Genomic DNA, 22,250 nt, shown 5'->3' with positions numbered 1-22,250 from the left:
GCGCCGGGACTTACGGCGCGAGACCGCCCTTGCCGGTGAATTTCCTGCTGATGTGCAGCGAGCCGGAAAGACCGAAACGCCAGGGCAGATCGACGGCCTGCGAGATGCCGATCCGCCGCCCGGTGAGGATCAACGGCGAGGTCTCCGGAAGGGTCAGTTCGAATGGCGGCGCAAACAGCGGCAGACCGTTGTGCTCGATGGTGATGCCAAGTGCCTGGCAAAGGCGGCCCGGGCCGGAACAGAGGAGCAGCGGATCGGACAGCCCGCGCCTTTTTTCCATGTCCTCAAGGCCTCTGACCGGCTGCAACGCCCTGATCAGGACGGCGCTGCCGGGCCGGCAGACAAAATTCAGGCACCAGTGAATGCCGTAGGAACGGTAGACATAGGCATGCCCGGGCGGGCCGAACATGACCGCATTCCTCTGCGTCACCCCGCGAAAACTGTGGGAGGCCGGTTCGTCCGGCTCATAGGCTTCGGTCTCGACGATTACGCCGCCCGCGCCGGAGACATCGAGCGCGACGCCGATCAGGTCACGTGCCACCTCCACGGAGCCTCTGTCAAAAAACTGCTGGTCCATAAGAAACGTCCGCGTCGCTGCCTGTCGGCTGCATCCATAGACGGCGAAGTACGGCTTGTCTTCCCGCCGACGACGCGATGTGCAGGAAGACCCGAAGCACCCGCGCAGACACTGTCGCCGGGATGCAACAGGTCCTCACTTGCTGTTTGCCAAGTCGTCACTGATTTGTGGACGCACATTTTTGTGCATTGCCATGAAAACGCTCCGGGTGTCGTATTAGGTTTAGAAACATCTTGATTCTCAATGGATTGCCGCAGCGATTTCAATCTTTGCGGCAGTCGAGCAGTAGCGCAACCCTGACTGGAGATGCCTATGCCGAGTGAATCCTTGTTCGATGCCTTCACCAGGAACTACGAAGCCCGGCGCGAGACGGATATGTCCATCGCCGAGTATCTGGCGCTGTGCAAGAAAGATCCGATGGCCTATGCCAACGCGGCCGAGCGGCTGCTGGCGGCGATCGGCGAGCCGCAGATGGTCGATACGGCCAGGGATGCCAGGCTCGGCCGGATCTTCATGAACCGTACCATCCGGGCCTATCCGGCGTTTACCGGTTTCTTCGGCATGGAAGAGACGATCGAGCGGATCGTTTCCTTTTTCCGGCACGCGGCGCAGGGCCTTGAGGAGCGAAAGCAGATCCTCTACCTGCTCGGCCCGGTCGGTGGCGGCAAGTCGTCTCTCGCCGAGCGGCTGAAGCAGCTTATGGAGGCCAATCCGATCTACGTGCTGAAGGCCGGCGACGAAATCAGCCCTGTCTTCGAAAGCCCGCTCAATCTCTTCGATCCGGTCGCGATGGGGCCGATGCTGCTCGCGCAGTACGGCGTTCCAACCCGGCGCCTCAGCGGGCTGATGAGCCCCTGGTGCCTCAAGCGGCTCGATGAATTCGGAGGCGACATAACCCGCTTCCGGGTGGTGAGGCTTCAGCCCTCGCGGCTGCGCCAGATCGGTATCGCCAAGACCGAGCCGGGCGACGAGAACAACCAGGACGTCTCGTCGCTGGTCGGCAAGGTCGACATCCGCAAGCTCGAAAACTATTCCCAGAACGACTCGGATGCCTACAGCTATTCCGGCGGGCTCAACCGGGCCAACCAGGGCGTGCTCGAATTTGTCGAGATGTTCAAGGCCCCGATCAAGATGCTGCATCCGCTTTTGACGGCGACGCAGGAAGGCAATTACATGGGCACCGAGAATATCGGCGCCATTCCCTTCTCCGGCGTCATCCTGGCCCACTCGAACGAAGCCGAATGGCAGAGTTTCAAGGCCAACAAGAACAACGAGGCCTTCATCGACCGCATCTGCGTCATCAAGGTTCCCTATTGCCTGCGGGTGACCGAAGAACAGCATATCTATGAGAAGCTGATCGAAGGTTCGGAGCTCGCGGATGCCTCCTGCGCACCGGCGACGCTCGAGATGCTGGCCCGGTTTTCCGTGCTCTCGCGGCTGCGCAAGCACGAGAACTCGACCTTCTTCTCCAAGATGCGCGCCTACGACGGCGAAAGCCTCAAGGAGACCGATCCGCGCGCCCGCAGTGTCCAGGAATACCGGGATGCGGCCGGTGTCGATGAAGGCATGGACGGAATATCGACACGTTTTGCCTTCAAGGTACTGGCCTCGACCTTCAACCACGACACCACGGACATCGGCGCGGACCCGGTCCACCTGATGTACGTGCTGGAACAGGCCATTCGCCGCGAACAGTTTCAGGAGGAAACCGAAAAACGGTATATCGAGTTCATCAAGGCAGACCTTGCGCCGCGGTATGCGGAGTTCATCGGCAACGAGATCCAGAAGGCCTATCTGGAATCCTATTCGGATTATGGCCAGAATCTTTTCGATCGCTACGTCGATTATGCCGACGCCTGGATCGAGGACGTCGATTTCAAGGATCCGGACACCGGGCAGCTTCTCGATCGCGAACTCCTGAACCAGGAACTGACCAAGATCGAAAAGCCGGCGGGTATCGCCAATCCGAAGGACTTCCGCAACGAGATCGTCAAATTCTGCCTGCGCTCGCGCGCCAATAACGGCGGCAAGAACCCGTCCTGGGCGAGCTACGAGAAGATCCGGGAAGTGATCGAGAAGAGAATGTTCTCCCAGGTGGAGGATCTTCTGCCGGTCATCTCCTTCGGATCGAAGAAGGACGGCGAGACCGAAAAGAAACACAGCGAGTTCGTGTCGCGCATGACGGCGCGCGGCTACACCGAAAGACAGGTTCGCCGTCTGGTGGAGTGGTACATGCGGGTTAAACAGGCAGGTTAGCGTCTGTACTCAATTAGGATTTGGAACGCACCATGCAAGAAAGCCGTTCAGTTCCTTAAACACACAAAGGTAGATTTGATGTCCATCATTGTGTGTGACGACAGGACGTAGGATTGTGGCATACTGGGGCGTGCGGCGTCCGAAACCTAGTTGAGTACAGACCCTAATGCTCACGCAGGAGCCAACATGCACATCATCGACCGGCGGCTGAACCCGCGCGGTAAAAGTTTGGAAAATCGGCAGCGGTTTCTGCGGCGCGCAAAGGACGCCGTGCAGCAAGCAGTCAGGCGATCCCTGCAAAGCCGCAGTATCCGTGATGTACTGGATGGCGGCGAAGTCAGCCTTCCGATCGGCGGCATGGGCGAGCCGAGTTTTCGCCGGGCCGAAGGCGGGATCACGGACCATGTCCTGCCCGGCAACCGGGCCTTCGTCGAAGGCGATATCATTCCCCGCCCCCCGGGCCAGGGTGCCGGCAGGCCCAAGGAGGCCGGCCAGGGCGATGGTGAAGACGGCTTCCGCTTCGTGTTGACGCGCGAAGAGTTCCTATCGGTCTTTCTGGATGACCTCGAATTACCTGAACTCGCCAAACGGAGGCTCAGCGAAACCGAGGAGATGAGCCCGGTTCGAGCCGGCTACTCCATTTCCGGTTCCCCTTCCAACCTTTCCATCGACCGGACGACGCGGCTCGCCATGATGCGGCGCATCGCTCTCAAGCGCCCCAAGCCTGCCGAAATCGAGGCGCTTCAACGCCAGATCGAGGAAAGCGAGGACGAAGAGACCCGGCTTGCGCTGACGGCGGAACTCAAGGCGCTGACGGACAGGATCCGGCGCATTCCATACGTCGATCCGCTCGACGTGCGCTATCGTCGTTTCGACAACGAACCGAAGCCGGTTGCGAAGGCGGTTATGTTCTGCCTGATGGACGTCTCCGGATCGATGTCGGAGCATATGAAGGATCTGGCCAAGCGCTTCTACCTGCTGCTCTACCTGTTTCTCTCCCAGCGCTACGAGAAGGTGGAGATCGTCTTCATCCGCCACACGGAAAAGGCCGAGGAGGTCGATGAGGAGACCTTCTTCTACGGCCAGGCGACCGGCGGCACGCTGGTATCGAGCGCGCTTGCGGCCATGCGCACCATCATCGCCGCGCGCTTCGATCCCACGGAATGGAACATCTACGCCGCGCAGGCCTCGGATGGCGACAACTCCTACCGGGACGAAGGTCCGGCCGGCCATCTCTTGAAACACGAGATCCTGCCGCTCTGCCAGTATTTCGCCTATATCGAAGTCGATGAGGAGGGAGGCGATTCCCTGGCCTCCAATTCGCCCCTCTGGCGCCTTTATGAGAGCATCCGATCCAGCGCAGCAACTCTTGCGATGCGCAAGGTCTGCCGCAAGAACGAGATCTTCCCGGTCTTCCACGATCTCTTCCAGAAACGCTCGACACCAACGAAGGCGGCGCCATGACCCAAGCGGCTATGCAGAAGGATCGCCTGCTCTTCGAGGGCGCCGACTGGGACTTCACCACCCTGCAGCGCATCCACGATGCCTGCGAGGAGATCGCGATCGGGGAACTCGGGCTCGATGTCTACCCGAACCAGATCGAGGTGATCACGGCCGAGCAGATGTTGGACGCCTATTCATCGACGGGAATGCCGCTGTTTTACCGGCACTGGTCTTTCGGCAAACATTTCGCCCATCATGAGGCCTTCTACCGCCGCGGAATGCGGGATCTCGCCTATGAGATCGTCATTAACTCGTCGCCCTGTATCTCCTATCTGATGGAGGAGAACACCGCGACAATGCAGACCCTGGTGATCGCCCACGCGGCCTTCGGTCATAACCATTTCTTCAAGAACAACTATCTCTTCAAGCTGTGGACGGATGCCGAGGGCATTCTCGACTATCTCGATTTCGCCAAGAGCTATATCGCCCGCTGCGAGGAGCGCTACGGCGAAACGGCGGTCGAACGAACCCTTGACGCCGCCCATGCGCTGATGTCGCATGGCGTGCACCGTTATGCGGGCAAGACGCGGCTCGACCTGCGTCAGGAAGAAAAACGACTGCAGGAACGGCGCGCCCACGAAGAACAGATGTTCAACGACCTCTGGCGCACGGTGCCGACAGGCCGTAAACGGAATGCGGCCGACGTCGATTTCGAAAGACGGCGTGCGGCGCTCGGCCTGCCGCAGGACAACCTGCTCTATTTCCTCGAAAAGTCGTCGCCCCGGCTGCAGCCTTGGCAAAGGGAAATCCTGCGCATCGTCCGTCATGTGGCGCAATATTTCCATCCGCAGCGCCAGACCAAGGTGATGAACGAGGGGACGGCGACCTATGTCCACTACCAGATCATGGACAGGTTGCACGACCGTGGGCAGATCAGTGACGGCAACTATTTCGAATTCCTGAAATCCCACACCAATGTCGTGTTCCAGCCGACCTTCGACGACCGACGCTTCTCCGGCTTCAACCCCTATGCCCTCGGCTTTGCGATGATGCAGGATATCGAGCGGATCGTGACGAAGCCGACCGATGAGGACCGCGAATGGTTCCCGGATATCGCCGGTCGCGGAGATCCCATGCAGGTTCTGCGGGGCATCTGGGCGGACTACCGCGATGAAAGCTTCATCAGCCAGTTCCTGAGCCCGCACCTGATCCGCAAGTGGCGCCTTTTCCAGCTCTACGACGATCCGCAGGTGAGCGAGGGGATATTGGTTTCGGCGATCCACGACGAGCGAGGCTACAAACGGGTCCGCCGCCAGCTGGCGCGCGAATACGATATCGGCTGGACCGACCCGAGGATCGATATCGTCGATGTCGATCTCGCCGGCGACCGTCGCCTTCTGCTGCAGCACCGGGCGCCGAACGACTGGGTTCTCGAGGACAGCGAGACCAAGCAGGTCCTCCAGCATCTGGCCGATCTCTGGGGCTACGACGTCATGCTGCAGGAAATCGACAGCGCCGAGAAGGTGGTGAAAGAGCATTCCGCACATCCCCGCGAGATCCTTCATAAGGGCGACCTTTTCTCCTGACGAGCGGACGCGCTGGTCTCTGCGATCCGGCGGCCCCGGGCTCATCAATTTGGCTGAAGCTGAGACCGCAGCTCATGCCGGTGCCCAATCGTGATTGGACATCAAAAGCAGTCTGGATCAAATTACAGGTGGGCGACGGGCATCTATTTCGTTTCAAATAGGAGGCCGTAATGGAGCAACGTGCAGTCGATCAGCTCAGGACTATCGCCAGGATAAACCGTAGCTATCCCGCCTTCCAGATGTCCAGCAGCGAGCGGCTCGAACGGTGGGCCGAAATTCTGGAGCTCAACCCCGACCGATCCCTCTCGACATTTCGGGAAACCGAATATCAGCCGGATGAAATAAGGGCAGCGATGCGCGGCGACGGAACGGCGATTGCCGTCGCCTTCGGCGATCCGGTTCTACGTGCGGCGGGGATGCGAGACGACTCCTATGGGGAAGCCAGACGGTTTTTTGAATTGTCCGACCGACAACTCCATAAACTGGTCTGCTTCTGCCACTTCGGAGCGCATGTGAGCGCAAGTACCGTCGCCCATCAGGTCCGTTCGATCGCCACCCGCAGATCCAGTGGCACCCTCGCCTACCTGGCTTCTTTCTTCAAAAGATAGCCCGTATCGGCTTATGCAGCACAATCGGCGTGTCCGTTGCCGGAGCACTTGCCCGATGCCTCGGCTTTGTCGCCTGCAATGCGGGAACGGGCCGTGAACTGCGTTGCGTTCTGAAGATCGGGGCGTCCGGACGCCTCCGTCGCCGGAGCGCGCACGGTTGATTTCGGATGCTCCCGATCAAGCGTCTTTATGCACGGTCGCGAGGCGGTATGCCTCGACGCCGGTGGCGACCTTGCGGGCACTATGGTATCTGGGCGAAAGGATCTCTATACGGAGTTCCGGATTTTCCGGGGATATGCCGCGTGGCGAATTTTAGTGTGGATTTGTGTATAGTTGCCGGCAGAAGGCCGGGTCTGCTTGAACAGACGTTGGCAAGTTTCTGCGAGCGTAGCTTTGCTCATTTTTCCTTCTCGAACGTCCTCGTGAACATAGATCCGATATTCGGAACCGAAGAGGATGAAACCGAGTGCCTGCGCGTGGTCGGCGATCGCCTGCCCTCGGCCTCATTCTTCAGACCGAGCGAGCCGGGGTTCGGCGCCGCCGTCAAGCGCCTCTGGGCCAATACCCGTTCCGACTATGTGTTCCATCTCGAGGATGACTGGATCGCGCTGACCGACCTCGGCGAAGAGATTTTTGCCCCGTTTGCAGATCCGGCGGTAATGCAGGTTTCCTTTCACACGGCCGATCAGAATTGGAATATCGCAAAGGACGGTCATCTTCACGAGAGAAACGAGTATGCCCGGTTCCTCGGCATAAAAATCCCGCTTTTCAAGACTTTTCCGAAATTTACCACGTCCCCTTCCATCCTTCGCGGATCGTTCGCCCGGCAGGCTTCGAGCCTGATGGATCCTTCTCGGGATCCGGAAAAACAATTCTATTCCGGCGTCAACGCGGAGCTTGAACGGTTGGCTGCGCCGAACAAGAACTACATTTTCTCTCCCCAGCAGAGACCGGTCATCCGCGACACCGGACGAGAATGGAGAGACAATCGCAAGATTAAAAAAGTCATCGAAAATACGACTTCCTATTGGGTCGAGGAATAGCCGGCCAGCCTGCCCGCAACGTGCGCCGGGGCGCATTGTCATGCGGACTCATCCCATAAAGCAGCCACGCAACTCCCTCGGGGCCATTGGAAGAGTGTCCCGAGCCGGCCTGCTGGCAAAGCGTACTTGCCGCTTAATTTACCACCTCCGGTTTCAGCATTCGGTAACGCTCTGAATGTATATTAGGCGTCGATCAATTTGCGCGAGTATACTGGACGCCTCCGAATGAACCAATGCTCCGCCATCGGACCTGATCTGCAAACATCCTATCGCGAGCTTCTGGAAGACCTGTTCGAGGGCGCCCCGGGACCGACGATCATCAAGGATGCCGCGTCGCGTTTCCTGTTCCTCAACAGCAAGGCATGCGAGATGTTCAACGTGAACCTCGATGACGTGCTCGGCCACACGGACCATGACTTCCTACCTGCGGACGAAGCCGACCGAATCCAGAAGGTGGATGCAGGAGTGCTGGCAACCGGCGAGGAGCGGCGGTTCGAGGAGGAGGTCACCGGCCCGGATGGTTCGACCCGGACGCTTTTCACGCACAAGCGACGGTCTTTCCTGCCGGTGGCCGGCGGAAAGAAACCGGTCGTCGTAGTCGTCATTTCGGACATCACCAAACTTCGGCATGCCGAGCAGGTGCTGCGGGCCAGTGAGGAACACTATCGCTCCCTCGTTGAACTGCATCCCCAAACGCCGTGGTTGGCCGACGCGCAGGGAAACCTCATCGAAGTCGGCCCAGGGTGGCAGAACGCTTCCGGGCGGGAGGTCGGCGAAGCGCTGGGACGGGGATGGGAGAAGACCTTGCACCCGACGGACCGGCCCGAAGTGATTGCCAAATGGGAGTCCGCGGTCAAGACCGGCGCGCCGTTCGACATGATCTACAGGATCGGGACGGCGAAGGGGCGGTATCGGTGGTATCGGAACCGGGCGGCACCCCGGCTCGACGATAGCGGTGGGGTTGTCCGCTGGTACGGTTTGCTGGAGGATGTCCACGACCGCCAGCTTGCCCTCAAAGCCCTCCAGTCCAGCGAGCGCAGACTGCGCCAGCATCGGGACGAGCTTGAAAAGATCGTTCTGGCGAGGACGGCGGAAGTGCAGGAAAAGAACGTCGAGCTGGATCGCCTTCTCCAGCACGAACGGGGCATCAATGCGCTGCAGCGCCGCTTCGTAGGGATGATCTCGCACGAGTTCAGGACGCCGCTGGCCGTCATCGACGGAGCGGCTCAGCGGCTCACGCGCACGAAGGCGGCTGCGACTCCGCAGTTCCTGGAGGGAAAGGCCCTGCAGATCAAGAGCGCAGTCGCCCGCATGGTCGAGCTGATGGAAAGCATCCTCGCCGCCGGGCGGCTGGAGACAGGCACCATCGCGATCAACAAGAAGGCCGGTTCGCTCAGCGCGATTCTTCGCCAATGCATCACAAACCGAGCGGAGATCAGCAAGGGCCACATGATCAGCCACGATCTCGAAGCGCTTCCAGCCCTGCAGATGTTCGACGAGGCCGCGATAGAGCGGGTCTTTTCCAATCTGTTGTCAAACGCGGTGAAATATTCGCCCGCCGGCTCCAAAATCCGGGTCAGCGGATGGAAGGACGGTCGGCGGGTTCTGGTCAGCGTCAGCGATTCCGGCATCGGCATGGATGCTGACGACCTGCCGAAGCTGTTCGAGCCCTACTTCCGCGCCCGTAGCGCCACCGGCATCGCCGGAACGGGGATCGGTCTCAACATCGTCAAGGAAATTGTGGAGTTGCATGGCGGCTCGATCTCGGTCCAGAGCCTTCTGGGAAAGGGTACGACCTTCACGGTGGAGCTGCCGTTCGACGAAGTCAGACAGCAGCATTCGGCTTAGGCCGGCGCTGTCGCAGGAAGAACCTCACGCGGCAATCGATGAAGCCAGCCAGGATGTAAGTTCGTCTCGACCCATTGGCCTGCCCACCAGGTAGCCTTGCAGCTGATCGCAACCGGCAATTCGAAGAGCGTCCGCCTGGTCGGCGGATTCAATGCCTTCGGCGGTGACCGGTATCCCGAGGGCCTGAGCCAAGGAGATCGTAGCCGTCAGGACGTTCCGGCCGGTGCTGCCGTCATCCATGGCTTGAACCAGAGAGCGATCGATCTTCATCCGGTCGAAGCCGAACTCACGCAGCGTGCCGATACTGGCATAACCGGCGCCGAAATCATCAAGAGCAAAACAGATTCCGGCCGATTTCAGGGCGGTGATGGAGCGCCGTGCCTGCTCAGGATTCGACATCAGCACCGCTTCGGTGATCTCCAGTGTCAATCGCGAAGGATCAAACCCTTCCTCTTTCAGGACAGCAAGCACATCCCCGGCGAAGTTGGGGTTACATAGCTGGACCGGAGAAACATTGACCGACAGCGAGAGCGGCGACCATGCCCGGGACGCCACGATCGACTTCCGAAGCATCTGGAGCCCCAGGATATCGATCAATCCACATTTTTCCGCCAGAGGTATGAACGCATCCGGGCCGATGGCTCCTTCGGCACGACCCCATCTTGCCAGCGCCTCCACGCCCGTGATGTCGCCCGAGGCCGCCAAAGCCAGAGGCTGAAAGACCGGCTGGATCTCGTCATTCTGGAGGGCGCGCCGAAGGTCGCTTTCCAAACCGGCAATCTCTTCGCGCTGGCGATCAAGATCCGGGCGATAGGTGACCGCGCATCCCCTGCCCAATTCCTTCGCTTCATAAAGGGCCATATCCGCACGGCGAAGAAGTTCATGCGCATTTTCTGCGTCGTCGCGGGACGCAACGCCGATGCTTGCACCAATTTCGATCGTGCGGCCTTCGATGAGAAACGGTTTTTTGAGACGTTCAAGAACCTGATCGTCAAATTCGGCACGGTTTCCGGAGCCACGCTGGACCAGAGCGAATTCGTCGCCGCCCAACCGGGCGACACCGAATGCGTCTGCATGAACGTCGCGCAGAGCTTCCGCCACCAGCCTGATCAACTGATCCCCGATCGCATGCCCCCATGCATCGTTGACCGCCTTGAAGCCGTCGAGATCGATAAGGTGCAAAACCAGCACCTGGCTCTTGTCAGCCTGCATCAGCCGGTCCAGCCCTTCGATCAGACCGAGCCTGTTCAAGAGACCGCTGAGGCTGTCATGGGTGGCTTCATGTCGGGCGCGATCTGCCAGGCTCTTCAAGCGCCGCATTTCCGACCAGCCTGCAAACAGGACACCAACCAGATAAACGCCGAGGATGGCAATCGCCGCGGCAATAAAGGGGCGCGCCTCGTCAAAAATCGTGTTTCCAGGAGCGGCACTTGGCCAGGCCAGACGCGCGACTTGAATTCCATCCACATCCGCAAGCGGCGAATTCAGAAGATCGCCCGCCGCACGGTCGGTTATGTGGAGTTCCGGGAGCTGATGTTCCCTGGCCATTTGGGCCACGACTTCAGACGTCAGAGCTTTGAAGAAGCTGAGGACATAGTAGGTTGGATCCTCTGCCTGTGCCCCAAACGGCTGGATCGCTTCCGACGCCACCGCGATGATATCGTCGCCGTTTCTGAAAAAATTGACGATCGGGTCGATGCCAGGCCGAGCGGCGGCTTCCGTTTGCCCAGTAAATTTTGTGCCGAGATATTCGGTCGGGTCTATTATATCGCCCTTGAGATAGGCGATGCTCTTGCCGCCTGCTGGCGCCGTCAGCACTACTCCGTCATAAAGCGCGTAGTCCGCACTGGTCTTGCCCCAGTTCTCATAAACCCAGCCATCGAGATCCCCTTGCGTTATCGCCTTGTAGGCGTCATCCCAAACGGCATTGTCCCGCACGGTTGCGGCAAGTTTTTCCTTGAATGAGGAGACAGCCGCCTCTGCTGCCATAACAGCTCTGTTGTCGTCGAGCGCGTTCGCGGAATCGCGCATGCGGTCAACCACATGGGCTCCTATCCCACCCAGAAGCATGGCGACAAGAAGCAGCAGTGAAGTGGCAATGAACACGGAGTAGCCTTCACGGCTCTCCTTCGGGCGGCGTGCGAGCATGACGGATTCCAGCTTTATTGTTTGCCCAAGGCTGCAGAAGACGTCATGTCCGCATTGCGCTGCACGGTTCCACTAGCATATGCGAATATTAAAAATCACTAAATTACTTAGTCAACGACTCGTTAATATGTGGCCAGGCCAACTCTCACCTAGCCAGGCATTTCAACGCGGACGGGCTTTCTAGATGCTCCGCGCTCGCCTGAACGCCTCATCGGAGACCTGGTTCCGGCCAAGACCGACAGGTAACGGATACAACGAACCGGCATCCGGCCTGTGGGCACGCCGTCGATCGAACAGAAAGCCGGCCGCACGCTCTCACGGCTGGTTGGACGCCTTGACGAAATCGATGAAGGCCCGCAGGGGCGCTGGTACGAGCCGCCGGCCGGGATAATAGAGAAATGGTCCGGAAAATTGCTGCCACCATGGCTCGAGCACAGGTTCGAGAGAGCCATTGTCAAGATGGGGCCGCAACCAGTCCTCGAACAGCAACATAATGCCGGAGCCGGCAATCGCCGCTTCGACGGCAAGATCGGTTGCAGCACCTATCTGTACGATCAGCGGCCCCGTCGGATCGATCCGCACCACCTCGCCGTCCCGCTCGAATTCCCAAAGCAGCATTGCTCCGCTTGTAAAACGCCCGCGAATGCAGGCGTGGCCAAGCAGGTCGCGCGGATGATCGGGGCGACCGTGGCGATCGAGGTATGCCGGGGATGCTGCGGCCGCGAAGCGCTGCAGACGCGGGCCGATCGGCACCGCGATCATGTCCTGCTCCAATCGCTCGTCATAGCGGATGCCGGCATCGCATCCGGCAGCCAGGACATCGACGAAGCTGTCATCGGCGACGATCTCAAGCCGGATGTCCGGGTAGGCCGCGAGGAACCGCGGGACGATGGCCGGCAGCACCAGCCGGGCGGCGCTGACCGGTACATTGAGACGCAGCACGCCCGCAGGCTTGTCGCGAAACCTGTTGACCACATCGAGGGCAGCGTCGACCTCGGTGAGCGCCGGGGTCAGCCGAGCCAGAAGGCCTGCGCCTGCCTCCGTCGGCACCACGCTGCGTGTGGTGCGGTTGAGGAGCCTCACCCCGAGTTGCGCCTCGACACGCCGCACCGCCTCGCTCAATCCGGAGGCGCTGCTGCCAGAGGCCCGCGCGCCCTCGCGAAACCCGCCAGCGCGGGCCACTGCCACAAAAGCATTCAGATCACCCAGATCGATTTTCATCGTTCGAAATTCCGCACGGCCTGTACCAATTGTACCGGATTTTCGTGCAGGCTCTCAAGGTCTATGTCTATGTCGTTATGAAAAGGAGAGATCCCATGTCGAATATAGACCAGGCCGGCACATTTATCCTCGGCGACCGCAGTGTGAAACGTCTCGGTTACGGCGCCATGCAGCTTGCCGGCAAGGGTGTCTTCGGCCCACCGAAAGATCGCGACGCAGCTGTGACGGTCCTGCGCCAGGCAATTGCGGCCGGGGTCGATCATATAGACACAAGCGATTTTTATGGGCCGCACGTCACCAACCAGATCATCCGCGAGGCGCTTCATCCGTATCCCGACGATCTGGTGATCGTGACCAAGATCGGCGCCATGCGCGGGACCGACGGTTCATGGAACCCGGCATTTTCCGTCGAACAACTGACCCAGGCTGTCCACGACAACCTGCGCAACCTTGGTCGCGACGTCCTGGACGTCGTCAATCTGCGTGTGATGTTCGATGTCCACGGCCCCGCCGAAGGCTCGATCGAAGAGCCCCTGACGGTTCTCGCCGAGCTGCAGCGCAAGGGCCTTGTCCGCCATATCGGGCTCAGCAACGTCACGCCGGCACAGGTTGCGGAGGGCAGCAGGATCGCCAGGATCGTCTGCGTGCAGAACCAGTATAATCTCGCTCACCGGCAGGACGATGCCATGATCGACGATCTCGCCCGTGATGGCATCGCCTATGTGCCATTCTTCCCGCTTGGCGGCTTCAGCCCCCTTCAATCGTCGATCCTGTCGGACGTTGCCCAGCGCCTCGACGCCACGCCGATGCAGGTCGCGCTTGCCTGGCTGTTGCGTCGTGCGCCAAATATTCTGCTCATTCCGGGAACCTCGTCCGTGGCCCACCTGCGTGAAAACCTCGCCGCAACGGAACTTCAGCTGTCAGACGCCGTGATGACCGAGCTGGAAGGCGTCGCCGGCATCCGCGCCTGAGCACGCCGGTATGGCTCCATCCCGGGGTCGGAAAAATCGACGCACGGCATTTGCCTTTACGCGCGCTTTCGCTAAAAATGAAAGAAAAGCGAACGGAGGGGTGAGATGTTCATCACGGACCGCCAGGGAAAGATTGTCGAACTTGCGAAGTCGGCGGGGCGAGTCCTCGTCGACGACCTGGCGGCCAAGTTCTCGGTAACCTCGCAAACAATCCGCAAAGATCTGAATGATCTGTGCGACAAGCAAATCCTCACGCGGATCCATGGCGGCGCCACTCTTCCTCGCAGCAACGAGAATGTCCGCTATGACGCTCGCCGGCAGATCGCCGCCGCGGAAAAGCAGGCGATCGGCGTCGCCGCTGCCAACCTCATCCCGGACAACGCCTCTCTCCTCATCAATATCGGCACCACCACGGAAGCCGTCAGCGAGGCGTTGGTCAACCACCGGGAACTCATGGTAATTACCAACAATATCAATGTAGCCAACAGGTTACGTCTTCTCGACGAAATCGAGGTCGTCATCGCCGGCGGCGTCGTTCGACAGTCGGACGGCGGGATTGTCGGCGAAGCCGCGGTCGATTTCATCCGCCAGTTCAAGGTCGATTACGCGATTATCGGCGTTTCGGCGATCGACCCGGATGGAGCTCTTCTCGACTATGATTTTCGCGAAGTGAAAGTTGCCCAGGCGATCATCGCCAACGCCAGACACGTGATCCTGGTTGCCGACTCGACAAAATTCGAGCGCACCGCCCCCGTCCGTATCGGCCAGATCTCGCAGGTTCAAACCTTTATCACGGATCACTGCGCCTCTCCTTCCATCCGGGAAATCTGCCTGCAGAACGGCGTTGCCCTCGTGGAGACTTTAAAGATGAATGCTGAGGTTCATTAGCCTTTCGGTTTCGTTTGACATTCGGAATATTTTCGATTTAATCCTTTAAAAGTTCACAATGCCTAGTGGCTTGCTGCCGTTCCGGACCAGCGAGGGAAATGATGGGTCAAAAAATCCACGATATCTTCGTGATCGGCGGCGGCATAAACGGCTGCGGCATCGCACGCGATGCAGCCGGGCGCGGCTATTCGGTCGCGCTGGCGGAGATGGATGATTTTGCCTCGGGTACCTCCTCCGGCGCCACCAAACTCATCCACGGCGGCCTGCGCTATCTCGAACATTACGAATTCAGGCTCGTGCGGGAATCGCTGATGGAGCGCGAAACCCTCTGGGCCATGGCGCCGCACATCATCTGGCCGATGCGCTTCGTCCTGCCCTATCACAAGGGCGGGGTTCGTCCCGCATGGCTGATCCGCCTCGGCCTGTTTCTCTACGATCATCTCGGCGGCCGAAAGCTGCTGCCGCCGACCGCGGTGCTCGACATGCGCACCGATCCGGCTGGAAAGCCGCTGAAGCCGCTTTTTACCAAGGCATTCGAATATTCCGACGGCTGGGTGGACGATGCCCGCATGGTCGTGCTGAACGCCCGGGATGCGGCCGACCGCGGCGCCTTGATCCTGCCGCGCACCCGGGTGGTCGCCGCTCGCCGGGAAGACGGCCTCTGGACAATCGAGACCGTCGGCGCCAGTACCGGCAGGACCGAGACCTATCAGGCCCGCATGCTGGTGAATGCCGCCGGCCCCTGGGTGGATCAGGTGATCCGCGAGGCGCTCGGCAACAACGACGCCCGCCATGTGCGCCTTGTCCAGGGCAGCCATATCGTCGTGAAAAAGAAATTCGAGGGATCCCGCGCCTATTTCTTTCAGAACCGGGACAATCGCATCATTTTCGCGATCCCCTACGAGAACGACTTCACCCTTATCGGCACCACCGACCGGGATTATTCCGGCAATCCGAAGGATGTGAAGATCACCGACGAGGAGACAAGCTATCTCTGCAACGCGGCGAGTGAGTATTTCCGGGAGCCGGTGCTGCCGGCCGACATCGTCTGGACCTACTCCGCCGTTCGGCCGCTTTTTGACGACGGCGCCTCGAAGGCGCAGGAAGCAACGCGCGATTATGTGCTGAAGGTCGATGTCACTCAGGGCGCGCCTCTGCTCAACGTCTTCGGCGGCAAGCTGACCACCTATCGCCGCCTTTCGGAACATGCGCTGGAGAAAATCGGCGAAGCGATCGGGGCAAAGGGACATTCCTGGACGGCGAAAAGCCATCTGCCCGGCGGCGATTTTGCGGCACAGGGCTACGAGGCCGAAGTGGCAGGGCTCAAGGCCCGCTATCCGTTTCTGGAAGAAAGGCAGGCGCGGCGCCTGGTGCGCCGGTACGGAACCCGCGCGGCGGTGATCCTCGGCGGCGCGGCCAAGATGCAGGATCTCGGTCACCACTTCGGGGGAGATCTCTACGAGGCTGAAGTGAAATATCTTGTCGATCGTGAATGGGCCATGAGCGCGGAAGACGTGCTCTGGAGGAGAACCAAGGACGGTCTGCGGTTGAGTGAACCGGAAAAAGAATATCTGGAGGAGTACATGGCCGCTATACCGGCAAAAATGGCCGGATAAGCGGCATGTGTTCCCAGTGTGAGGAGGCACGGGAACCCGAATGCTGGAAATGCGCAACGTCGCCAAGATGGTGGGGGGTGAGTACCATATTCATCCGACCAATCTTGCACTGGATCGCGGCACGCTGAATGTTCTGTTAGGCCCGACGCTCTCGGGCAAGACGTCGCTCATGCGATTGATGGCCGGGCTCGACCGTCCCACCAGCGGCTCGGTATACTTCGACGGTGCCGACGTCACCGGCGTCGCGGTGCAAAAACGCAACGTCGCGATGGTCTACCAGCAGTTCATCAACTATCCGGCCCTGACCGTCTACGAAAACATCGCCTCGCCGATGCGGATCGCCGGAAAGGACACCACGACAATCGACCGGGAAGTCCGCAAGGCTGCGGAATTGCTGCGATTGACGCCCTATCTCGATCGCACGCCGCTCAACCTTTCCGGGGGACAGCAGCAGCGTACGGCGCTCGCCCGCGCACTCGTCAAGAATGCGAGCCTGGTGCTGATGGACGAGCCGCTCGCCAATCTGGACTACAAGCTTCGCGAGGAACTGCGCGAGGAACTGCCGAAAATCTTCGCGCAATCCGGCGCCATCTTCGTTTATGCGACGACCGAACCGTCCGAAGCCCTGCTGCTCGGCGGCAATACGGCGACGCTCTCGGAAGGACGGATCACGCAGTTCGGGCCGACAATCGAGGTCTACCGGCGCCCTGCGGACCTGGTGACGGCCAAGACATTCGCCGATCCGCCGCTCAACTTCATCGATGTGGTCAAGTCCGGCGGATCGTTCCGATATCAGGAGGCAGACAGTCTCGCGGTGCCCCCGCATCTGTCCGGTGTGCCGGACGGGCCCGTGACGATCGCCTTTCATCCGCATCACCTAGGGCTCGTGGCCCAGACCGCGAATGCGGCGAGGCTGAAGGCCCAGACGCAGATCTCGGAAATCACGGGCTCCGAAAGCTTCGTGCACATGCACTACAACGGCGTGCGCTGGGTCATGCTGGCACCCGGCATCCACGAAATCGATCCGGATACGGAAATCGAGCTCTTCCTCGATACCCGTCATCTGATGGCTTTCGGAACAGACGGCCGCGCCATCGCGGCGGCGGCTTGAGGAGGCGAACATGGCACGCATCACGCTCGATCACATCCGCCACGCCTACGGTCCCAACCCGAAATCCGACGCCGCCTACGCATTGCGCGAGGTGGACCACGAATGGGCCGACGGCGGCGCCTATGCCCTGCTCGGCCCCTCCGGCTGCGGCAAGACCACCCTCCTGAATATCATTTCCGGCCTGCTGCAGCCGTCCCACGGACGTATTCTCTTCGATGGAAACGACGTCACCAATCTTTCCACGCAGGAACGCAACATTGCCCAGGTTTTCCAGTTTCCGGTGATCTACGATACGATGACGGTTTACGACAATCTGGCGTTTCCCCTGCGCAACAGAGGGATCGCCGAACCGGATGTCGATCGTCGCGTCCGCGAGATGCTTGAAATCATCGACCTCTCGGACTGGTCGAACCGCAAGGCCCAGCGGCTTACGGCCGACCAGAAGCAGAAGATCTCGCTCGGGCGGGGTCTCGTCCGCAACGACGTCAACGCTATCCTGTTCGATGAACCTCTAACGGTCATCGATCCGCATATGAAATGGGTGCTCCGGTCCCAGCTGAAGCGCTTCCACAAGCAATTCGGCTTCACCATGGTCTATGTCACCCATGACCAGACGGAAGCGCTCACCTTCGCCGACAAGGTGGTCGTCATGTACGACGGGCAGATCGTCCAGATCGGAACCCCGGCTGAGCTCTTCGAAAGGCCCAGCCATACATTCGTCGGTTATTTCATCGGCTCTCCCGGCATGAATGTGATGCCCGCCGAGATCCATGGCAGCACGATCACGCTCGGGAGCGAAACGATCGTCCTCGACCATGCACCGAAGATTGCCGCGGGAGACAAGGTCGAGCTCGGCATTCGGCCGGAATTCATCCGCATCGGCCGCGAAGGCATGCCGGTGACGGTGACGCGTGTCGAGGATATCGGCCGGCGGAAGATCGTTCGCGCCAACCTTGCGGGGCAGCCGATCGCGATCGTCGCTTCCGAGGATATCGAATTCCCGGCGGAACCCCGCGTCACGTTCGATCCCGGGGCGCTGAATATCTATGCCAATTCATGGCGCGTCGGCAGGGAGGCCTGAACCATGGAAAAGACGTGGAACAACAAGGCCTGGTTTCTGGTGCTTCCGGTGCTGCTTCTCGTCGCCTTCTCGGCGGCCATTCCGCTGATGACCGTCGTGAACTACTCGGTCCAGGATACGTTCGGCAACAATGCGTTCTTCTGGGCCGGCACCGACTGGTTCGACGATATCCTGCATTCGGCCCGTTTCTGGGAAGCCCTGCAGCGCAATCTGCTTTTCTCCTTCATCATCCTTGCGCTTGAAATTCCGCTCGGCATCTTCATTGCGCTGAACATGCCGAAGAAGGGTCTCGGCGTGCCTGTCTGCCTGGTGCTGATGGCCCTGCCGCTTCTCATCCCGTGGAATGTCGTCGGCACGATCTGGCAGGTCTTCGGGCGGGTCGATATCGGCCTCCTGGGACATACGCTGGCGGCACTCGGCATCGACTACAACTACGTGCGCGATCCAGTGGATGCCTGGATCACCGTCATCATCATGGATGTCTGGCATTGGACGAGCCTCGTCGTGCTCTTGTGCTACGCCGGTCTCGTCTCCATTCCGGATGCCTATTATCAGGCGGCCAAGATCGATGGCGCTTCGCGGTGGTCGGTCTTCCGCTACATCCAGCTGCCGAAGATGAAACGGGTGCTGCTGATTGCCGTCCTCTTGCGCTTCATGGACAGTTTCATGATCTACACGGAGCCTTTCGTGGTCACGGGCGGGGGCCCGGGAAACTCCACGACCTTCCTGTCGATCGATCTCGTCAAGACGGCCGTCGGTCAGTTCGACCTCGGGCCGGCCGCCGCCATGTCGATCGTCTACTTCCTGATCATCCTGCTGCTGTCATGGATATTCTACACCGTGATGACCAGCAGCGATGCAGACGCTTGAAGGGAGGAGAAGAACGATGGCAAGGACAATCAAATACAAGCCTGCAGGCAATTTCTCCTGGCTGGTCTCGACGATCTACATCATCTTCCTGTTGCTGCCGATCTACTGGCTCGTCAACATGAGCTTCAAGGAGAACGCCGAGATCACCGGCGCCTTCTCGCTCTGGCCGCAGAACCCGACGATCCGGAACTACATGGTGATCTTCACGGACCCTTCCTGGTACAACGGCTATATCAACTCCATCATCTATGTGGGGCTGAACACCGCGATCTCGGTCCTGGCGGCATTGCCGGCAGCCTATGCCTTTTCCCGCTACCGGTTCCTCGGCGACAAACATCTGTTCTTCTGGCTGCTCACCAACCGGATGGCGCCGCCCGCCGTCTTCGCCCTGCCCTTCTTCCAGCTCTACTCGGCCTTCGGTCTCATCGATACGCATATCGCGGTGGCGCTTGCCCACTGCCTGTTCAACGTGCCGCTTGCCGTCTGGATCCTGGAAGGTTTCATGTCGGGCGTGCCGAAGGAAATCGACGAGACCGCCTATATCGACGGGTACTCGTTCCCAAGGTTCTTCGTGAAGATCTTCATGCCGCTGATCGCCTCGGGCATCGGCGTCGCGGCCTTCTTCTGCTTCATGTTTTCCTGGGTGGAACTGCTGCTCGCCCGCACGCTGACGACGACGGCCGCCAAGCCGATTTCCGCCATCATGACGCGCACCGTTTCCGCCTCGGGCATGGACTGGGGCGTGCTGGCGGCCGCCGGCGTGCTGACCATCGTTCCCGGCGCGCTCGTCATCTACTTCGTTCGAAACTACATCGCCAAGGGCTTTGCCCTCGGCCGGGTCTGACAAGGAGGAACCACGCATGAACCTTTCATGGATGGCCTGGACGCTGCCGACGGCCCTGTTCTTTCTGACGATCCTCGCCCTGCTCATCGGCATGAGCATCTGGGAATATTTCGCGCCCGGGGGTGCACCCAGGGTCGGCATTCTGCGTTTCGAGACGACGCGGGGAGACCGGCTCTTCATCTCGCTGCTCGGCGCGGCATTCATTCATCTCGCATGGTTGGGGCTCATCGGTCCCAACCTGTGGTGGGCTCTTGCCCTGGCAGTGGTCTACGCAATCGGCGTCTTCCGCTTCGTCTGAAAGGCAAGCTGAAAAGGTGGCGGGAGGACCGCCACTCGGTACGAAAATTGCAATCGCAAAACTCTGGGAGGATAAAATGCGACGGCATCTTATGACAACGACGGCAGCGGTACTGCTTGCTCTGACCGGTTCCGCCTATGCCGGTATGGATGAGGCAAAGCAATTCCTGGACAAGGAGGTGGGTGACCTCTCGACGCTTTCCCGCGCCGAACAGGAAAAGGAGATGCAATGGTTCATCGACGCGGCAAAACCGCTTGCCGGCCTCGATATCAAGGTCGTCTCCGAAACGATCACCACGCATGAATACGAATCGAAGGTGCTGGCACCCGCCTTCACAGCAATCACCGGCATCAAGGTCACCCATGACCTGATCGGCGAAGGCGACGTGGTCGAAAAGCTCCAGACCCAGATGCAATCGGGCGAAAATATCTACGACGGTTATGTCAACGACTCCGATCTGATCGGCACGCATTGGCGTTACCAGCAGGCCCGCCCGCTCACAGACTGGATGGCTGGCGAAGGCAAGGACGTCACCAACCCCGGCCTCGATCTTGAGGACTTCATCGGCCTCAAGTTCACGACGGCACCGGACAAGAAGCTCTACCAGCTGCCGGACCAGCAGTTCGCCAACCTCTACTGGTTCCGCTACGACTGGTTCAACGACGCCAAGAACAAGGCCGACTTCAAGGCCAAGTATGGCTACGAGCTTGGCGTGCCAGTCAACTGGTCGGCCTATGAGGACATCGCCGAGTTCTTCACCGGTCGCGACGTGGGCGGCAAGAAGGTCTATGGCCACATGGACTACGGCAAGAAGGACCCGTCGCTCGGCTGGCGCTTCACCGACGCCTGGCTGTCCATGGCCGGCAACGGCGACAAGGGCCTCCCGAACGGCCTGCCGGTCGACGAATGGGGCATCAAGGTCAACGAAAAGTCGCAGCCGGTCGGCTCCTGCGTCGCGCGCGGCGGCGACACGAACGGCCCGGCAGCCGTCTACTCGATCCAGAAATACCTCGACTGGATGAAGGCCTATGCGCCGGCCGCCGCCCAGGGCATGACCTTCTCGGAATCCGGACCCGTGCCGGCTCAGGGCGAGATCGCCCAGCAGATGTTCATGTACACGGCCTTCACCGCCGACATGGTGAAGGCAGGCCTGCCCGTCATGAACCAGGACGGCACGCCGAAATGGCGTTTCGCACCGTCTCCGCATGGCGTCTACTGGAAGGACGGCATGAAGCTCGGCTATCAGGACGTCGGCTCCTGGACGCTGATGAAGTCCACGCCCACCAACCGCGCCAAGGCGGCCTGGCTCTATGCCCAGTTCGTCACCTCGAAGACGGTGGACGTCAAGAAGAGCCATGTCGGCCTGACCTTGATCCGCGAAAGCACCATCCGGCACAAGAGCTTCACGGACCGCGCGCCGAAACTCGGCGGCCTGATCGAGTTCTATCGTTCCCCGGCCCGCGTCCAGTGGTCGCCGACCGGCACCAACGTGCCTGACTATCCGAAGCTGGCGCAGCTCTGGTGGCAGGCGATCGGCGATGCGTCATCGGGCGCCAAGACCGCCCAGGCGGCCATGGACTCGCTTTGCTCCGAGCAGGAAAAGGTCCTGCAGCGCCTGGAGCGTGCCAAGGTCCAGGGAGACATGGGACCGGCGCTCGCCGAGGAACACGATCTTGCATACTGGAACAAGGATGCAGTCGCGAAAGGCAATCTCGCTCCGCAGCTCAAGGTCGCCAACGAGAAGGAAAAGCCCGTTACCGTCAACTACGACGAGCTCGTCAAGAGCTGGGCCGACGCCAAGAAGTAAGCCGGTTTCGCCGGGCGCTCAACGCGCCCGGCGG

18 protein-coding genes are annotated in these 22,250 nt (G+C 60.2%); 15 read left to right on the top strand and 3 right to left on the bottom strand.

The window, feature by feature from the left end; translation table 11 throughout:
- Positions 1-10: 10 nt before the first annotated feature.
- Complete coding sequence (locus ACSQ8R_RS00740; RefSeq protein ID WP_436251629.1) at positions 11-577, bottom strand: DNA-3-methyladenine glycosylase; 567 nt, start codon at positions 575-577, stop codon at positions 11-13.
- Positions 578-889: 312 nt separating this feature from the next.
- Here ACSQ8R_RS00740 and ACSQ8R_RS00735 point away from each other — a divergent pair, with 312 nt between their 5' ends.
- From ACSQ8R_RS00735 to ACSQ8R_RS00710, 6 genes are all read left to right on the top strand, one after another.
- On the top strand, positions 890-2,833 hold the full coding sequence (locus ACSQ8R_RS00735; RefSeq protein ID WP_436251628.1) for a PrkA family serine protein kinase: 1,944 nt from the start codon (positions 890-892) through the stop codon (positions 2,831-2,833).
- Positions 2,834-3,019: 186 nt separating this feature from the next.
- On the top strand, positions 3,020-4,297 hold the full coding sequence (locus ACSQ8R_RS00730) for a YeaH/YhbH family protein (RefSeq protein WP_436251627.1): 1,278 nt from the start codon (positions 3,020-3,022) through the stop codon (positions 4,295-4,297).
- Positions 4,294-5,862 (top strand): SpoVR family protein, encoded by a 1,569-nt coding sequence (locus tag ACSQ8R_RS00725; protein WP_436251626.1) that lies wholly within the window; start codon positions 4,294-4,296, stop codon positions 5,860-5,862. The genes ACSQ8R_RS00730 and ACSQ8R_RS00725 overlap by 4 nt, the downstream gene beginning before the upstream one ends.
- A gap of 170 nt (positions 5,863-6,032) precedes the next feature.
- Complete coding sequence (locus ACSQ8R_RS00720) at positions 6,033-6,470, top strand: hypothetical protein (RefSeq protein ID WP_436251625.1); 438 nt, start codon at positions 6,033-6,035, stop codon at positions 6,468-6,470.
- A gap of 302 nt (positions 6,471-6,772) precedes the next feature.
- Positions 6,773-7,513: a hypothetical protein gene (locus tag ACSQ8R_RS00715; RefSeq protein WP_436251624.1), complete on the top strand. Its 741-nt coding sequence runs from the start codon at positions 6,773-6,775 to the stop codon at positions 7,511-7,513.
- A gap of 225 nt (positions 7,514-7,738) precedes the next feature.
- Positions 7,739-9,361 carry a PAS domain-containing sensor histidine kinase gene (locus ACSQ8R_RS00710; protein WP_436251623.1) on the top strand — a complete coding sequence of 541 codons (1,623 nt, stop codon included), beginning with the start codon at positions 7,739-7,741 and terminating at the stop codon, positions 9,359-9,361.
- 24 nt (positions 9,362-9,385) lie between these two features.
- Here the strand turns inward: ACSQ8R_RS00710 and ACSQ8R_RS00705 are convergent, their stop codons facing one another.
- On the bottom strand, positions 9,386-11,509 hold the full coding sequence (locus ACSQ8R_RS00705; protein WP_436251622.1) for a bifunctional diguanylate cyclase/phosphodiesterase: 2,124 nt from the start codon (positions 11,507-11,509) through the stop codon (positions 9,386-9,388).
- A gap of 315 nt (positions 11,510-11,824) precedes the next feature.
- On the bottom strand, positions 11,825-12,730 hold the full coding sequence (locus ACSQ8R_RS00700) for a LysR substrate-binding domain-containing protein (protein WP_436251621.1): 906 nt from the start codon (positions 12,728-12,730) through the stop codon (positions 11,825-11,827).
- A gap of 95 nt (positions 12,731-12,825) precedes the next feature.
- On the opposite strand from ACSQ8R_RS00700, the gene ACSQ8R_RS00695 reads away from it, so the two are divergent.
- From ACSQ8R_RS00695 to ACSQ8R_RS00655, 9 genes are all read left to right on the top strand, one after another.
- Positions 12,826-13,701, top strand: coding sequence for an aldo/keto reductase family oxidoreductase (locus ACSQ8R_RS00695; protein WP_436251620.1), 876 nt, complete (start codon positions 12,826-12,828; stop codon positions 13,699-13,701).
- Between the two features lie 105 nt (positions 13,702-13,806).
- A complete protein-coding gene (locus ACSQ8R_RS00690) occupies positions 13,807-14,589 on the top strand; it encodes a DeoR/GlpR family DNA-binding transcription regulator (protein ID WP_436251619.1) in 783 nt (260 codons plus the stop codon).
- A gap of 101 nt (positions 14,590-14,690) precedes the next feature.
- Positions 14,691-16,205: a glycerol-3-phosphate dehydrogenase gene (gene glpD / locus ACSQ8R_RS00685; RefSeq protein WP_436255339.1), complete on the top strand. Its 1,515-nt coding sequence runs from the start codon at positions 14,691-14,693 to the stop codon at positions 16,203-16,205.
- A gap of 40 nt (positions 16,206-16,245) precedes the next feature.
- Positions 16,246-17,316, top strand: coding sequence for an ABC transporter ATP-binding protein (locus ACSQ8R_RS00680; protein WP_436251618.1), 1,071 nt, complete (start codon positions 16,246-16,248; stop codon positions 17,314-17,316).
- A 10-nt stretch (positions 17,317-17,326) separates the two neighbouring features.
- A complete protein-coding gene (locus ACSQ8R_RS00675) occupies positions 17,327-18,397 on the top strand; it encodes an ABC transporter ATP-binding protein (protein ID WP_436251617.1) in 1,071 nt (356 codons plus the stop codon).
- A 3-nt stretch (positions 18,398-18,400) separates the two neighbouring features.
- Positions 18,401-19,267 carry a carbohydrate ABC transporter permease gene (locus ACSQ8R_RS00670; RefSeq protein ID WP_436251616.1) on the top strand — a complete coding sequence of 289 codons (867 nt, stop codon included), beginning with the start codon at positions 18,401-18,403 and terminating at the stop codon, positions 19,265-19,267.
- 16 nt (positions 19,268-19,283) lie between these two features.
- The gene (locus tag ACSQ8R_RS00665) at positions 19,284-20,111 is read left to right on the top strand and encodes a carbohydrate ABC transporter permease (protein WP_436251615.1); all 828 of its coding nucleotides are present in this window, start codon (positions 19,284-19,286) and stop codon (positions 20,109-20,111) included.
- 16 nt (positions 20,112-20,127) lie between these two features.
- Positions 20,128-20,409, top strand: a complete 282-nt coding sequence (locus tag ACSQ8R_RS00660; protein WP_436251614.1) for a DUF2160 domain-containing protein — start codon at positions 20,128-20,130, stop codon at positions 20,407-20,409.
- Between the two features lie 76 nt (positions 20,410-20,485).
- A complete protein-coding gene (locus ACSQ8R_RS00655) occupies positions 20,486-22,216 on the top strand; it encodes an ABC transporter substrate-binding protein (protein WP_436251613.1) in 1,731 nt (576 codons plus the stop codon).
- Positions 22,217-22,250 lie beyond the last annotated feature (34 nt).

The sequence above is a fragment of the Neorhizobium sp. LjRoot104 genome (assembly GCF_964253725.1).
Lineage (GTDB): Bacteria > Pseudomonadota > Alphaproteobacteria > Rhizobiales > Rhizobiaceae > Neorhizobium.
Note: the sequence above shows the minus strand (reverse complement) of the source record. Positions and strands in the feature narration are given on the sequence as shown.

Coding starts and splice junctions, on each gene's coding strand:
- ACSQ8R_RS00705 (WP_436251622.1), bottom strand. CDS start 11,509: ATGCTCGCACGCCGCCCGAAGGAGAGCCGTGAAGGCTACTCCGTGTTC.
- ACSQ8R_RS00735 (WP_436251628.1), top strand. CDS start 890: ATGCCGAGTGAATCCTTGTTCGATGCCTTCACCAGGAACTACGAAGCC.
- ACSQ8R_RS00730 (WP_436251627.1), top strand. CDS start 3,020: ATGCACATCATCGACCGGCGGCTGAACCCGCGCGGTAAAAGTTTGGAA.
- ACSQ8R_RS00710 (WP_436251623.1), top strand. CDS start 7,739: ATGAACCAATGCTCCGCCATCGGACCTGATCTGCAAACATCCTATCGC.
- ACSQ8R_RS00655 (WP_436251613.1), top strand. CDS start 20,486: ATGCGACGGCATCTTATGACAACGACGGCAGCGGTACTGCTTGCTCTG.
- ACSQ8R_RS00725 (WP_436251626.1), top strand. CDS start 4,294: ATGACCCAAGCGGCTATGCAGAAGGATCGCCTGCTCTTCGAGGGCGCC.
- ACSQ8R_RS00680 (WP_436251618.1), top strand. CDS start 16,246: ATGCTGGAAATGCGCAACGTCGCCAAGATGGTGGGGGGTGAGTACCAT.
- ACSQ8R_RS00665 (WP_436251615.1), top strand. CDS start 19,284: ATGGCAAGGACAATCAAATACAAGCCTGCAGGCAATTTCTCCTGGCTG.
- ACSQ8R_RS00700 (WP_436251621.1), bottom strand. CDS start 12,730: ATGAAAATCGATCTGGGTGATCTGAATGCTTTTGTGGCAGTGGCCCGC.
- ACSQ8R_RS00670 (WP_436251616.1), top strand. CDS start 18,401: ATGGAAAAGACGTGGAACAACAAGGCCTGGTTTCTGGTGCTTCCGGTG.
- ACSQ8R_RS00720 (WP_436251625.1), top strand. CDS start 6,033: ATGGAGCAACGTGCAGTCGATCAGCTCAGGACTATCGCCAGGATAAAC.
- ACSQ8R_RS00690 (WP_436251619.1), top strand. CDS start 13,807: ATGTTCATCACGGACCGCCAGGGAAAGATTGTCGAACTTGCGAAGTCG.
- glpD (WP_436255339.1), top strand. CDS start 14,691: ATGGGTCAAAAAATCCACGATATCTTCGTGATCGGCGGCGGCATAAAC.
- ACSQ8R_RS00660 (WP_436251614.1), top strand. CDS start 20,128: ATGAACCTTTCATGGATGGCCTGGACGCTGCCGACGGCCCTGTTCTTT.
- ACSQ8R_RS00740 (WP_436251629.1), bottom strand. CDS start 577: ATGGACCAGCAGTTTTTTGACAGAGGCTCCGTGGAGGTGGCACGTGAC.
- ACSQ8R_RS00675 (WP_436251617.1), top strand. CDS start 17,327: ATGGCACGCATCACGCTCGATCACATCCGCCACGCCTACGGTCCCAAC.
- ACSQ8R_RS00695 (WP_436251620.1), top strand. CDS start 12,826: ATGTCGAATATAGACCAGGCCGGCACATTTATCCTCGGCGACCGCAGT.